The organism is Mucilaginibacter sp. P4_C11, assembly GCF_056402115.1.
This window is the reverse complement of sequence record NZ_JBFUIA010000002.1, coordinates 242,279-257,746: the sequence shown is the minus strand read 5'-3', so window position 1 is coordinate 257,746 and position 15,468 is coordinate 242,279. Positions and strand designations below refer to the sequence as shown.

Genomic DNA, 15,468 nt, shown 5'->3' with positions numbered 1-15,468 from the left:
TTCTATCAATTTCTTTGTTAAAAAGTTACAGCTAATGTACCGCTGAATATTCTGGTTGGCGGAGCCTGGTTCAGTGTAGTTCTACCAACAGCGTTGCTGGTATCATCGTTAAACTCAGGATCGGTGTATTTGTTGGTCTTAGGACGTATCATGATCAGGTTACGGCCAGAAACTGCAACGTTAACGTTTTTAATAAACTTAACATCGCGTAACCAGGCTTTAGGGAAGTTATAGTTGATAGTAGCTTCGCGCAATTTCCAGGCAGCAGCGCTGGTTACATAATTGGCATCAACACCTAAGTAGGTAGTTGGCCAAAAGTTGTAGTTACCGTCTTGAGTAAGGATGTTGGTATTATCAACATAATTTCCCTGTGCGTTTTTATAAACCGAGTTGGGGAATACAAAACGCTGACGACCGGCAAGGGTTGAGGTGATACTGTTACCAGCGTGATCAAGTGTGTTAGAAATCTGGTTAAAGATTTTGTAACCACCTCTATAATCAACTGTTAAATTCAGCGTGAAGCCCTTGTAGCTTACTGAAGATGTAAAACCTAATATGTCGGTTGGGTTTACGTTACCTAAGGCAGATGTAGCAGATGCTCTTACCGGCAAACCAGTGTTGGCATCAACAATTACTTTACCAGATGCAGGATCCCTTGACCAGTCATATCCCTTTAATTGCGCATATGGCAGGTTCAGGATAGCAAAGGTGTTACCGCCAATACCTAATTCTTTCAGGCTTGCTGCAATGCTGTTAACTTTACTTTGTTGTTTGGTATAGTTAATGCCCACGTTCCAGCTCACCGCTTGCGATTTGATAACTGTACCGTGTAAATCTAACTCCAAACCTTTGTTCTGTGTGTTAGCCGCATTCAATATAGCCGAGGTAAAGCCCGAAGCACGTGAAATCTGTGCCGGCACGATACCGTCTGTAGTTACCGCTTTGTAAGCCGATGCAGTTAATGTTAACCTGTCTTTAAAGAAGCCCAAATCTAAACCAATTTCGTTTTCAGTAACTTTTTCCGGTTTAATGTCGGGGTTGGCAATGGTGCCGTTAAGTGCGTAACCAGATATACCTGATGCACTGTAAGGGAAGTTTGCAGCGGCACCTACAGTAGGGATAGTTTGATAAGCACCGTAAGCAATGTACTGAGAGCCACCAGCCAGCGGAGATGCGTTACCTGTTAATGAATGGGCAAAACGTAGTTTTACAAAGTTAATGTAATCATTTTCGGCTATACTTTTGAAAATTTCGCTCAATACGATGGTACCGTCGATACCATAATAAGGGATGTATTTATTTTTTTCAGATAACCTTGAATCTAAATCTGTACGGTACGAGCCATGGATAAATGCATAGCTTTTGTAACCGATGGTTGCCGTGCCAAAGTAACCTAACTTACGAGCCTGGAACTGTGCCTGGCCAATGCCTGGGGCACCTGTAAAGTTAGATACATTGTATGGCGTGAAGTTCAAAGATGTTTGGCCGATGTTGGTATAGGTAATTTTGTTGTCCTGATAAGCAACACCTAAAGTACCATCGATCTTGAAATCACTTGGAAGCTTAAAGTTAAAGTTGGCTAAGAAATCTGAACTGAACAACAGGTTGGTAAAGTTACCGGTGCCATATGAAGGAAGCAAATTGTTGGCCGAAGCTTTTGTGCCAGCTCCATCATCAGGAACCACATCAAGTTTACCATCGCCATTGGTATCCGGGTAAACCATAGTGTTTGCGCTTTTTGTGAAGGCGCTGTAAGTACGGCCCGAATCTTTGTTCTCATATCTGCTGGTGGTGTTATCCAGAGCAGTACGGTATGATAAGCTTAAAAACTTAGCTACTTTTAAATTTGCTTGTAAGTTACCTTGAATGTGGTTTTCAACATTCAAAAATCTTACTTCGTTTATAATTTGACCAGGGCTTATGTAGTAATCATTATAATATTGATCGATACCACCGTACTTGCTATTAGGATCCTTTAAATCAACAATCGGAATGTTTACAGGCGACTCGATCAAGTCATTGTAAACGGCACCGGTGCTGGTTTGATTGGTAGTTTTGTAAGTGTAAGCCATAGAGTACGAAGTTGAAAAAGCTCCATATTTCCTGTCGCCACCTACGCGGAATATATCACGGCGGCCTTCATCTTTAGGCACGATAGCCTTGCTCTTCAAATCCTGGCCCGACATGAAGAAACTTCCGTTCTCATCACCAGAGTTAAAGCTAAAGTTGTGCTGGGTAGTGATACCGGTGTCAAAGAAATCTTTTTTCTGGTTTTTAACTGCAGCATATGGAACCAGTTCTGAAGAACCATCAGCCAATGGGCGACCGATAGGAGCTAACTGACCGTTAAACTCCGGGCCGTAGCTCTGATTCTCATAAGGGTAGTAGTAGTAGTTACCCTTTCCATCTCCAAATTTAGTAAAGTCAAATACTTCGCCCTCACCACCGTTTGCACCAAAACGGGATTGGTATTCTGGGATGTAAGAAACCTTTTCAATCTGGTAGGTTGACGATACAGTTAACGAAGAAGTGCCTTTTGTACCATGTTTGGTAGTAATTACGATTACACCGTTTGATGCATCAGAACCGTAAACCGCAGATGCACTTGAACCTTTCAGGGTGTTAATGTCAAGGATATCTTCAGGGTTAAGCGTGCTGATATCGCTATAGAAGATAGCTCCGTCAACAACATACAAAGGTTGGTTGTTACCAAGTAACGACCTGTTACCACGTAATGTAACACGTGTAGGGGCAAACAAACCGTTGTTGGTAGTAGTAACCTGCAAACCGGATACTTTACCGGTTAAACCGTTAACAACACTGATTGGTTTTGCCTGGGTAATTTCTTTACCAGAAACTTTAGCAGTAGAGTAACCTACTGAAATAGCTTGCCTTTGGATACCCAGCGCAGTAACTACAACCTCATTCAACTGGCTGTTTGCACTTGCAAGCACAACATCAACCGTGTTTTTTGTTCCAACTGCCACATCCTGGGCATTGTAACCAATAAATGAGAAGGTAAGTACAGCGCCCGGAGACACGCTAAGAGAGAATTTACCGGAAGCATTGGTTTGGGTTCCGTTCGAGGTTCCCTTTACCTTTACTGATACCCCCGGAATCGGAAGGCCATCGCCTTTGTCCGTAACCGTACCCGTTACTGTACGGTTTTGCGCATAAACCTGTGTTAGGCATAACAACAGAAAGCACAAACTTGCTAGTAGAAGTTTTTTCATTTTGTTAATAATAAGATCAGTTAATAGTTAATTAATGTTAAAAGTAATGTTACGTTATCAAAAAGTCAAGTAAAATCTTTAAAAAGATGACTTTTTTTTAAAAAAAGCATCTTTTATAATAAATATTAATAATTCTAGTACTATGTATTGCATAATACAATCTTAAACATATATCTTTGTATTATGATCGTCGAAAACACACAAACCCAAATGAGGAAGGGCATACTGGAGTACTGCATCCTATCCATCATAGCCAAGGGCGAAACATATGCTTCAGACATAATTGCTGAGCTAAAGAAAGCCCAACTGCTTGTAGTTGAGGGTACTCTGTACCCATTATTAACCCGTTTAAAAAACAATGGACTACTCACTTACAACTGGGTCGAGTCGATTTCTGGGCCACCACGAAAGTATTATGTACTATCAGACGAGGGCAGGAATGTGCTGGAACAGCTGGATAAAACCTGGCAGGAATTAGTTTACGCTGTGCAAACGGCCATTGGAGACAGAAAATAAAAAAACCTGAAATTATTACCCATCATGAACAAAACTATCATCATCAACATAAATGGCATCGTTTTTCACATCGAAGAGGATGCTTATGACGTACTTAAACTTTACATGACAGATGTAAAACGTCATTTTTCTACATCTGCCGACAGCCTGGAGATAACAACCGACATTGAAAACCGCCTTGCCGAAATGTTTAACGAAATTTTAGCAAGCCAAAGCAAACAGGTTATTGTGGAGCAGGACGTAAAGCTTGTAATTGAGCAAATGGGCTCGGTTGAGGATTTTGAATCGGCCGAAAGCGATGCAAAAGCGCCCGGAAACAATCCTTACACTTATAACACCGAACGCCGCAGGCTATTTCGCGATCCGGACGATCACCTGGTGAGCGGCGTTGCAGCAGGCATTGCCAATTACTTTGATATCCCGGCTGTTTGGATCAGGCTGGCCTTTGTTATTTTCCTTTGTGTGGCAGGCAGCGGTTTCTTTTTATACGTTATATTGTGGATGGTGATACCCAAAGCCGTTAGCCGTGCCGACAGGATGGCGATGAAAGGCGAGAAACAAGACCTGAAAGGTTTTAAAAAGAGCTTCGAGGACGAACTGAGCTCCGTTAAAGAAAACCTGCACAACTTTCAGCATGAAGCCAGGCCTTTTGTTTACAAAACCCGTGATTTCATCGGCGATTTTTTTGACCACCTTGGTGTGTTTTTAAGAGGCGCCGGTAGCCTGCTTGGTAAAATAATAGCCGGCGGCATATTATTAGGCTGTTTTGGCCTCGCTATTGCGCTTATTGTGATTGTTATTATGTTTTTAGCGTTCGGCAAAACAGATATCTATCATATATTTCCGTTCAATATAGTTAACCATAATACAAACCTTGTGTTTATAGCAGGAGGCTTTTTATTACTGGCTATCCCTTTAACCGCCATCATTCTACTCATTATTGGCTTTCTGTTTCGCAACGCATCATTCAACCGCTCAGTTGGCACAACGTTATTATGTGTATGGCTGGCCGCGCTTGGTGCGGTAGTATACTATGGCGTAAGGGCCTCTGTTGATTTTAGGGAGGGCGCCAGGCTAAACACTACCGTTAACATTAAAGCCCCGGCAAACAATACCTATTACCTGCAGCTTAACGATGCCAAATACCTGAGCAACGAGGATAGTACCCGCCTGCGCATAAAAGAACGTTTTAACGGAATGGTAATTTTAGACGACGACTTTAACGGCAACGACGAGATGGACGGCCCAAGCCGGGTAAGCATTGATATCGAAAAAAGTGATGTACAACAACCTGTATTGGTTGAATCGTTTACCGCCCGTGGCCGCGATTATGAGGATGCACTTACCAATACCAAGAACATTACCTACCGTTTTATACAAAAAGATTCGATACTGAAATTTGACCGGCACCTGGAACGCAATGCCGGTACTTTATGGCGCGGCCAGGATTTGCACCTTACCCTAAAGGTACCATTGAATTCAAAACTGATTATTGACCCTAAACTGGATGTTAATATTGGTTTTAACCCTTATGACTGCCAGCAAAAAAACAAACCGCTTAACCCGCTGGGCGCAAGGTATATCATGAAAGAAAACGGCATCGACTGCGATATCCCACCCGTACCACAAGCCACTATTGACAGCCTGAGAAGGCAGGCGGTAGCGGATAGCCTTAAAAACCGCGACCAAACAGATACTACAAAAAATGAAGGTCAATGAGCAATTACCGCCGCTTAATGAAAACTATTATAAAATACATAAGCCTGCTATTATTTAGCGGGCTTATTGTTCCTTTTTATTACGTTAAGTTTACCCATAGCCAACCCATTGCTATTAAACTAACTCCCTTAATTTCAGCACAAACCCAACCCTACGGGGGCCAGCCGATAGGCCAGGCTGTTATGCTGGATATTGCTAAAAATTTATTCCCTGTGTTAAAAAGTTTAATTTCTCTGTAACCAATGCACCCTATTGTGCATCTTAATATAAAAAGGCACAATAATTACAGATCAGGCACCCGGCGAAGACGCTTGTCGCCCATCGGCCTTAAACTGACATACACTATGAATAAAAAAGCTTATATCAAATAACTACTAAACACACTTAAGGCTACCGCCAAAACAGCTAAAAACTTATTTACAAATTTTAAAAGGAGCTATTTTCCTTGACGGCATTGTATTGCCCAAACTTTTTAATAACACAACAATGAAAACTAAAATCAACTATATATTATACACACTCCTGCTTGTAGCTATCAGCTGGAGTGCATCCTTTGCCCAAACCGGCAAAGCGGGCGCCGTTAAAGTATCCGGATCGTTGGTAAACGACCAGGGTAAACCACTTGACTACGCCAGTGTAAGCATTATAAAAGCAACTGACTCTACCGTAGTTAAAGGGGCATTGAGTAATGATAATGGCGTTTACTCTTTTGATAAAATACCAGCCGGTAAATACCTGGTAAAAGCTACGGTTGTAGGTTACGCAAAAGCCATTAGCAAGCCTTTTACCGTTACCGAAGGCTCGGGCGCTATTGAAGTGCCTGTTATAAATATGCAGGCCGGCAATACCACGTTAAAAACGGTTACCGTAACTGCCAGCAAGCCACTTGTTGAACGCAAAATTGACCGCACGGTAATGAATGTAGAAGGCAGCGTACTTGCCGCCGGCAATACCGCTATGGAAATTTTGGCAAGGGCCCCTGGCGTAACTGTTGATAAAGACGATAACATCAGCCTTAAGGGCAAGCAAGGTGTAACCGTAATGATAAATGATAAGCTTACTTATCTTACCCCTGCGCAACTGGCTACGCTATTACGCTCAACTGATGGCAATACCATTAAATCTATCGAAATTATTACCAACCCATCAGCCAAATACGATGCAGCGGGTAATTCGGGCATCATCAACATTAAATTAAAAAAGAATGCCCAGTCGGGTACCAACGGCAGTATTACAGCCGGCGTGGCAAAAGGCAGGTATTGGAGGGATAACAGCAGCCTTAACCTTAACCACAAAGATGGCAACCTGAATGTGTTTGGCACATTTAGCCGCGGCGATAGCAAACGCGCGCACGATTTGATGCTTGACAGGGTGGTAAGTAACGCCCAGGGTGTTACCAACTATTTTAATCAGCAATCATTTATGCCCGATGCCAATCATTATAATAATTACCGCATTGGTGCCGATTATGACCTTACGCCTAAGCATACCATTGGCTTTGTGGTAAGCGGCTATTCAAATACCGAAAACAACCACAACAGCACATCTACTATAATAGGTACCAAATATGGCGTTGCCGATTCATCATTGCGCACCAATTCGGTTTTTGAGCAAGCTTACAAAAACATAGCTGTAAACCTTAACGACAGGCTTAAAATTGATACCAGCGGCCAGGAGCTAAGCTTCGACCTTGACTACTCTAAATTTAACAACGGCAACAACGCGCAATACACTACCGATTATTTTTTAGCCGATGGCAGCACGCAGCGCCCATCGCAGTTATTGCGCAATCAAAGCCCATCAACCATCACCATATATACTGCCAAGGTTGATTATGCCAAGCCGCTTACCAAAACCATAAAACTGGAAGCCGGCGCCAAATACAGCAACGTTAAAACTGATAATGATTTAAGGGCCCAGATTGACAGCAGCGGCGTATATATCAACGATAAAGGCCGCAGCAACCACTTTATTTACGACGAGAAAATTGAGGCCGGCTACCTTAACCTGAACAAACAGTTCAAAAAAACCTCGATACAGGTGGGCTTGCGTGCCGAGCACACACAATCAAACGGCAACCTTATTGGCAGCACGCCGGTAAATCGCAGCTACCTTAACTTTTTCCCAAGTGCGTTTATCAACCATACCATCAATGATAAAAACGAAGTAAGCCTGTCATACAGCCGCCGTATTGATAGACCGGGTTATGATGCGCTTAACCCCTTTATATTTTATCTTGACCCATATACCTTTCAAAAAGGTAATGCTTTCCTTAACCCGCAATACACCCAAAACTTCGAGTTTAACTATACTTACAATAAAACCGTTAATGTTAGCCTGGGCTACAGCCGCACCACCGATGCTATTACCGAGCTGATTTTAACCGAAGGCGAAAAAACATTTCAAACCAATAAAAACCTGCAAACACAAACAGGTTACAATGCTAATATTAACACTCCCTTCACTGTTACCAAATGGTGGGAAGGTAATGTCAATGTAACCGCATTTTACCTCGGCTTTAAATCCGATTCGCTTGCAGGCTTCAACTTTAACGATGGCCAATGGGCGTACCAGGCACGTACAACCCAAACATTTAAGTTTGCCGGCGCCCGTTTAGAGGTGATGGGCGATTACCAATCAAAGTTAACCTACGGTATTTACAAAATAAGGCCGCGTTACTCTGTTGATTTGGGTATCAGCAAATCCTTCTTCGATAAAAAATTGAATGTTAAGGTGGCCTGCGATGATGTGTTTAACATTCGCCGTAATAACTTAAGCAGCAACGAGCTTGGCAACAACTTTGATATAAGACAACGAAACGATTCAAGAGTAGGCAGGCTGACCCTCACTTATAACTTTGGCAACAACTCAATTAAAGTACGCCAGCACCGCAGCGGCGCCGACGACGAAAAGGGAAGGGTGAAAGGCAACAATTAGTCAGATATGCAGATTTCAGATGTGCAGATATGCAAATGATTTTTAAATGATTTGCAAAAAATATCAGTTCTTAATTAAAAGAGGCCGGTCATACAAACGTACGATCGGCCTCTTTTTCATCTGCACATCTGAAATCTGCACATTTGCACATCAGTGGCTTACTGCCCCACCATAAACACGGCGTTGCTAAACAGCAGTTTACCATTTTCCCAGAAACTGCGGAACAGTGGATCGTCTGCCATATATATAACCGAGCCACGGCCCAGGGATTGTACACCAAGCAACAGGCCGTTATTGATTTTCTGTTTGGCTTTAGCACCGGCAAAGCCCGATACATAGCTGTCTTTTTTAATGGTGCCCACATTCCAGCCATCGCCATCGCCAAACAGCTCGTAGATATCGTCGTTCAGTTTAAGTGAATAGTAATAGTCTGGCAAACCGAAACCAAGCGGATGGGTATTGTCCAGGTTCAGCTTGAAAATAGCACCCGGAATTTGCTCGCGTATGGCATCACGGTCGCGCTCGCCATAAATTTTAACGGTTTTCTCTTTGTCCTTATCGTCCTTTTTATCTTCTTTCTTTTTCAGCAGGATGCCTTTTTTATCAACCAGCGTTGCCACGGCATTATCAATTGCAATTAAACGGCCACCATCGCGCACCCAGTTTTGCAGCCGCTCGGATGGAAAATCATCGTAGCGTCCGTCCGGAAAAATAGCTACATCAAAATCGGCCAGGCGGGTGCGTGGAATATCCTGGTACCTGATCAGCGTAATAGGGTAGCCCAGTTGGGCTTCAAACAGGTGCCATACCTCGCCCATGGCTTCGGAGTTTACGCCATCGCCGGCAACCAGCATTACTTTAGGCTGGCGGATGTATTTAACTGCATCTGACCCCAGGTCCGATCCTTTATCCACAAAGCCCGACGAAAGCGGTGTAACCTCCTGGTTAAGTTCGGCAGCGGTTTGGGTAACCACCTGGTCAAAATCGGCACGATCATTACCCGCCCGGGTTATTAATAATGAGCCCGGCGCAAAGGTTTTGCCGGCAGCATCGAATGATTTTTCGGCGTAGCGCACTTTTATTTTCTTCTTAAATAAAGCCGCCAGGAATTTTACATCCGCCACCGAAGACCATGATGATACATAGGCATAAGCATGGGTATTCACCAGCGGCTTGGGCGCGGTGATACTCCACTCGGCACTCGCCGGCTTTAATGATTCTTTTACCCCATAAGCCTTCAACCCAAATGCATACGGGAGCGACCACGCCGTAATATCATACGTATTTGAATCGGGGATAATAGTTTTTGGCTCCAGCAGTACATGCAGCAATACCGCTTTGGGCTGATAGGCGTTTACCACCAGGTCATTAGGCCCTACAGCGTAAGCTTCGGTTTTACCGTTAATATAATCATACCCAGTTACCGATTTATTGGCCAAACCAAAACCATACTGAATACCGTTGCGGGCAAGCAGTTTGGCCATGGCGTTTATTTTATTGTTGTTATCGTTTTTAATAACATAGGTTTTGTACTCGCCCGGCGGGTTGGCACGGCTGTTATCATAAAACTTCTTAAACTCATCCTTAAATTTTTGCGCATTGGCCGATGCCGTTTCCACCGTGCTTAAACTGGTGGAGTGGTGGTGCGCCACCCGCTGTACCAAAGTAAGCGTATCGCCGCTGCGTGTGGTAACGGCAAGGCCCCCGCTTATACCGCCCTGCTCATAAGTCATCCCTATCGATCCGTTGTATAAAGGATAGGTATCGCCATAAGATGGGTAAAGCAAATCAAATTCGTACTTGGTAAAGTACATCCAGCCATTTTGGTCAAAGTATTTGGCGTTGTTTTTACCAATCATCACCTGCGCGTCGCGCTGCCATTGGGTAAGGTCCTTATGGTAGGGCTCTGCAGCAGGGGCAAAGTAGTATGGGGCGTTGTAACCCTGTTCGTGGTAATCTACGTGTATTTGCGGCAGCCACTGGTTAAACAAGCCAACCCGGGCCTGGGTTTCTTTTTGCTGCTGCCATGCCCAATCGCGGTTAAGGTCAAAGTAATAATGGTTTACCCTGCCGCCCGGCCATGGTTCGGCATGCTCGCGCGATGTTGGGTAGGCCTCGGGGCTAATGCCGTGTACCGAGTTATAAAAATTAACATACCTGTCGCGTCCGTCCGGGTTTAGGCAAGGGTCAATAACCACCAGCGTGTTTTTAAGCCAGGCCTGGGTTTGGGCGTTTGATGGGTCGACTAAATCATATAAAGTCCACATGGCGGCTTCGCTCGATGCCGGCTCGTTACCATGCACGTTATAGCTTAACCAGGTAATTACGGGTACATTGGCAATAACAGGTCCGCTTTCTACCCCGGCTACCCGCAGGTTATTATGGCGAATCTCTTCCAACCTGCCAATATTTTCATCCGATGCAATAAACATGGCCAGCAAGGGCCTGCCCTCGTTAGTACTGCCAAATTGCTGCAGCTTCACATTTTTTGAAGCCTGGGCAACATATTTAAAATACTCCACAATGCGGTAGTGCGGGGTAAACTGGGTGCCCAGCTTATAACCCAGGAATTCATCCGGCGATTGTATTTTTTGGGCGAAGGATACCGTTGCCGAAACAACAGCCAATAAAACAACAAGTAGCTTTTTTATCATAAAATTGATACAGATAGTAGTAAAAGCTAAATATGCGAATTTATTTTAAATGTGCAGATATGCAGATTTCAGATGTGCAGATTGTTACAAAGGCAAAGCCGATTTGAAAATTTGATAATTTGAAGATTTGAAAATGCCAGCCTTCCATAATTCTGGTAATTCTTAAATTCGATAAATTCAGGTTCAGACAAAAAATCTAAAAATTTTAGCAATCTCCCTGATAATTTGTAATTTGCCCCTGAAAAAACAAAATCAATCTGCACATCTGAAATTTGCATATCTGCACATCTATGAATTCTCTCCAGGCCCTGCAAAAATATTTTGGTTATAGCGCTTTCAGGCACCAGCAGGAAGCCATTATCCAGCATATATTAAACGGGCAGGATGTAATGGCGCTAATGCCAACCGGCGGCGGCAAATCATTATGTTACCAGTTGCCCGCGGTATTGCTTAACGGGCTAACCATCGTTATATCGCCGCTTATTGCCTTGATGAAAGACCAGGTAGATAGCCTGAACGTAAGCGGTATCCCGGCGGCTTTCTTAAACTCGGCACAAAACCCCGAGGAGCAGCGCCAACTGGTAGAAAAATTAAGGAACAACCAAATCCGCCTGCTATACCTTGCGCCCGAGCGTTTGTTTGGTGCCGAGAACAAACTGGTTCCGTTTTTAAAAACACTCAATGTAGTACAGATAGCTATCGACGAAGCCCACTGCATCTCGTCATGGGGGCACGATTTCCGCCCCGAATACCTGATGCTGGCCCAGCTGAAAACCGAGTTCCCGAACGTGCCTGTCATCGCGCTTACCGCCACTGCAGATAAGCTTACACAAAAGGATATCCTCGAGAAACTCAATCTTAACAAGCCCAACGTATTTGTATCATCATTTAACCGCGAAAATATTACTTACCGGGTTATCCCCAAAAAAAACAGCTTTCAGCAACTGGTTAACTTTTTAAACGAGCGGAAAGACGAATCGGGCATTATCTACTGCCTCTCCCGTAAATCAACCGAAGACCTGGCCGACGACCTGAAAGCCGCCGGCTTTTCTGCCGAAGCCTACAACGCCGGCCTCAGCAACGAAATCAAGGTACGCAACCAGGAAGCCTTTTTGCGCGATGAAGTGAAGATCATTGTGGCAACCATCGCCTTTGGCATGGGCATCAATAAATCAAACGTCCGCTATGTGGTGCATATCGATCTGCCTAAAAACATCGAGGGCTATTACCAGGAAACCGGCCGTGCCGGGCGCGATGGGCTGGCATCCGAGGCATTGCTATTGTATTCGCCGGGCGATGCGGGTAAGCTGCAGCATTTTGCACGCATAGAGGGCAACGAGGCCCAAAGCCGCATTATGCTGAATAAGCTGAACGATATGGTGCGCTACTGCCAGCTGCAAAGCTGCCGCCGCCAGTACTTGATGAACTATTTCGACGAAGCCTTCCCGCCCAATTGCGGCTCCTGCGATGTTTGCCTTACCGAGTTTAAACGCTTTGACGGTACGCTGATAGCCCAAAAAGCCCTCTCGGCCGTGGCCCGGCTCAACGAGCGTTTCGGCATTAACTATGTGATTGATTTTTTACGAGGATCGAAATCCGAGAAGATCCGCGACGAACATAAACACCTTAAAACCTATGGCATCGGTGCCGATATCAGCAAGCCCGACTGGCAGCGCTACATTCGTGAGCTGCTTACCATGGGCTACCTGCAAATGGGTGGCGACGAATACCCCATTGTAAAACTAACCGACCAAAGTGCCGCCGTGCTCAAAGGCTTGCAAAAGGTTGAGTTTATTGAAAGCGAAACCGTTGAAGAAACCCACACCCACGTACAGGCACCACCGCACGAAGCCGAACTGCTAAGCCGCGTCAAACGCGTACGTAACGATATTGCCCAACATGAAAACGTGCCGGCCTACATCATCGTATCCGATGCTACCCTGGTAGAGATGGCCACCTACCTGCCGCAAAGCCTCGACGAGCTGCGCCTGATCTCGGGTTTTGGCGATGTAAAACTGGCCCGCTACGGCCGCGAGCTGCTGCAGCCCGTGAAAGATTACGCCAAAGAAAAAGGCCTCGTATCAAAAATTGCCTATAAATCGCCCAAGAAGGAGCGCAAGGCAGCGTCCGTCCGTCCGGCACAGCCCGTTAAGGCCCGCAAAACAAACGATACCCGTACCGAGTCGCTAAGGCTTTACCAAACCGGCAAAACCGTGGCCGAAATTGCCACCGAGCGCAGCCTCTCGCCCATGACCATCGAGAGCCACCTCGGCTTTTTTGTACAATCGGGCGAGTTGGAGGTAGAAGCCCTGGTACCCGCCCAAAAAATCCCCGCCATTAAAGATGCCGTTGAAAGCTACGGCTCCCAAATGCTCTCTCCCCTCAAACAAATCCTCGGCGATAATTACAGTTACGGCGAAATTAAAGCGGTGATAAGTTGGATGAACAGGGGGAATGACATTTAAAAATAAACGCCCATCATGGATTCCGAAAGAGAAATGACGTATATCGCATGGCGGCGAAGACTCACCCGGCCCCGATATATCGGGGCCACCCTCTCTTCACCTGCGGTGTAAAGAGAGACTTGAACGCTGTATATCAATATATTAAATAAAAAAACAAATAATAAACTTTCAAGCCCCTCTTTCCGGCGAAGCCGAAGAGAGGGTGGCCAGCGAAGCGTAGCCGGGTGAGTCTTCACCTGCGTTCAAAGCCTATGTTTGTACAAAAAACGAATCCATCATTAGTAACAACGTACCCCAAAAACGACAAGCCGACTGGTAATCCCTCACCCCGTCCACGCAATTCCACCACCCGGTTCGTTCGACATTTTTTATTAACGTATACATTTCGTAACTATCATTCAAAGGGGCTTTTTATTACCTTTACCCCATCAAAGCGTAACGCATCACGTATGATTACTACCCAGCAACTTTACCAGCTATACCTGCAGCACCCTGTTATCAGTACCGATACCCGCAAAATAGCGGCCGGCAGCCTGTTTTTTGCCCTTAAAGGCGATAAGTTTGATGCCAATACCTTTGCCCAACAGGCCATTGCCGCAGGCGCAGCCTACGCCGTAATTGATAACCCCGCGTACCAACTGGGCGACGAGTATTTGCTGGTGGCCGATGTGCTTACCGCCCTGCAGGATCTGGCCCGCCACCACCGCCGCCAGTTAAGCATCCCCGTTATTGGCCTTACTGGCACCAACGGCAAAACCACCACTAAAGAGCTTATCAACGCTGTACTATCCCAACACTTTAAAACCCAGGCCACCCAGGGCAATTTAAACAACCATATAGGCGTACCCCTCAGCATTTTAACCATCGATGCTACGCACCAGATGGCCGTTATCGAAATGGGGGCCAATCACCAAAAAGAAATCGAACTGCTTTGTACCATCGCCCAGCCATCGCACGGTTTAATAACCAACGTAGGCAAAGCGCACCTGGAAGGCTTTGGCGGGGTTGAGGGCGTGAAGAAAGGCAAAGGGGAACTGTATGATTATTTGGCCCCCCGGCCCCCTGAAGGGGGAGTGAGCAGCCCAACGGGCGTTACCTTTATTAATAGCGACGACCAAACATTGCTTGATATGGCTGCCGCCCGTAAGCTGGGCAACGTGGTGTATTACGGCACCAATACTATCGACGATTTGGTGAGCGGCCAACTGGTAGAAAACTCGCCCCTGCTCACGTTGGAGTACACCAACAATAAAACCGGCCAAAGTTACACCGTAAAAACCCAGCTCACCGGTGCCTATAACTTGCATAATATTTTGGCGGCCATAGCCATAGGCAGCTATTTTAATATCCCTGCCGAGCAGATAAACGCCGGAATTGAAGGCTATCAGCCCAAAAACAACCGGTCGCAAATTGTGAAAACGGAAAGCAATACCCTTATTTGCGATTACTACAACGCCAACCCCAGCAGCATGTTTGTAGCCATCGAAAACATCGGCAAACTGCAGGCCCCACGCAAAGTACTCATCCTGGGCGACATGTTCGAGATGGGCCCCGAGTCGGCGGCCGAGCATGCCTCCGTGATCCAAAAAGCGCTGGATACCCCGGTTGACGAACGCATTTTTATCGGGAAAGATTTTTTAAGTCAGCAGTCATTAGTCCAAAGTCAGCAGTCAGCAGCCACATTTTACGCAACTGCCGAAGATGCCATTGCTGCGTTAAAGGCCAGCCCCATCACCCATTCAACCATCCTCATCAAAGGATCGCGGGGGATGGCCCTGGAGCGGCTGGTGGAGTTGTTTTAACGAGGGGGGGATCATCATATTTGAAAGTACAATAACCTTTCAAAAAAAAGGGCTGTCATGGTGAGCCTGTCGAACCATAGCGGGCAAAGGCCTCTCCGCACGACCCTTCGACAGGCTCAGGGTGACAGGCCTACGCACTTCG

General features: G+C 45.6%; 8 protein-coding genes. 6 read left to right on the top strand and 2 right to left on the bottom strand.

Annotated features, from left to right (window positions below; genetic code table 11):
- Positions 1–17 precede the first annotated feature (17 nt).
- Positions 18–3,233, bottom strand: coding sequence for a SusC/RagA family TonB-linked outer membrane protein (locus AC1DU2_RS03040; RefSeq protein ID WP_477382708.1), 3,216 nt, complete (start codon positions 3,231–3,233; stop codon positions 18–20).
- 183 nt (positions 3,234–3,416) lie between these two features.
- On the opposite strand from AC1DU2_RS03040, the gene AC1DU2_RS03035 reads away from it, so the two are divergent.
- The 4 genes from AC1DU2_RS03035 (at position 3,417) to AC1DU2_RS03020 (ending at position 8,405) form a co-directional block, all read left to right on the top strand.
- Positions 3,417–3,749, top strand: coding sequence for a PadR family transcriptional regulator (locus tag AC1DU2_RS03035; RefSeq protein ID WP_090639171.1), 333 nt, complete (start codon positions 3,417–3,419; stop codon positions 3,747–3,749).
- Between the two features lie 24 nt (positions 3,750–3,773).
- Positions 3,774–5,468 carry a PspC domain-containing protein gene (locus tag AC1DU2_RS03030; protein ID WP_477382707.1) on the top strand — a complete coding sequence of 565 codons (1,695 nt, stop codon included), beginning with the start codon at positions 3,774–3,776 and terminating at the stop codon, positions 5,466–5,468.
- A gap of 17 nt (positions 5,469–5,485) precedes the next feature.
- Positions 5,486–5,707 (top strand): hypothetical protein, encoded by a 222-nt coding sequence (locus tag AC1DU2_RS03025; protein WP_477364229.1) that lies wholly within the window; start codon positions 5,486–5,488, stop codon positions 5,705–5,707.
- Between the two features lie 247 nt (positions 5,708–5,954).
- Positions 5,955–8,405, top strand: a complete 2,451-nt coding sequence (locus AC1DU2_RS03020; protein ID WP_477364232.1) for a TonB-dependent receptor domain-containing protein — start codon at positions 5,955–5,957, stop codon at positions 8,403–8,405.
- 158 nt (positions 8,406–8,563) lie between these two features.
- On the opposite strand, the gene AC1DU2_RS03015 is transcribed toward AC1DU2_RS03020, so the two are convergent.
- Positions 8,564–11,059 carry a M14 family metallopeptidase gene (locus tag AC1DU2_RS03015; RefSeq protein WP_477382705.1) on the bottom strand — a complete coding sequence of 832 codons (2,496 nt, stop codon included), beginning with the start codon at positions 11,057–11,059 and terminating at the stop codon, positions 8,564–8,566.
- A gap of 290 nt (positions 11,060–11,349) precedes the next feature.
- Between AC1DU2_RS03015 and recQ the strand changes: the two genes are divergently transcribed.
- Both recQ and AC1DU2_RS03005 read left to right on the top strand, forming a co-directional pair.
- On the top strand, positions 11,350–13,524 hold the full coding sequence (gene recQ / locus AC1DU2_RS03010) for a DNA helicase RecQ (RefSeq protein WP_477382704.1): 2,175 nt from the start codon (positions 11,350–11,352) through the stop codon (positions 13,522–13,524).
- 449 nt (positions 13,525–13,973) lie between these two features.
- On the top strand, positions 13,974–15,326 hold the full coding sequence (locus tag AC1DU2_RS03005) for a UDP-N-acetylmuramoyl-tripeptide--D-alanyl-D-alanine ligase (protein WP_477382703.1): 1,353 nt from the start codon (positions 13,974–13,976) through the stop codon (positions 15,324–15,326).
- The last annotated feature ends 142 nt before the right edge of the window (positions 15,327–15,468 follow it).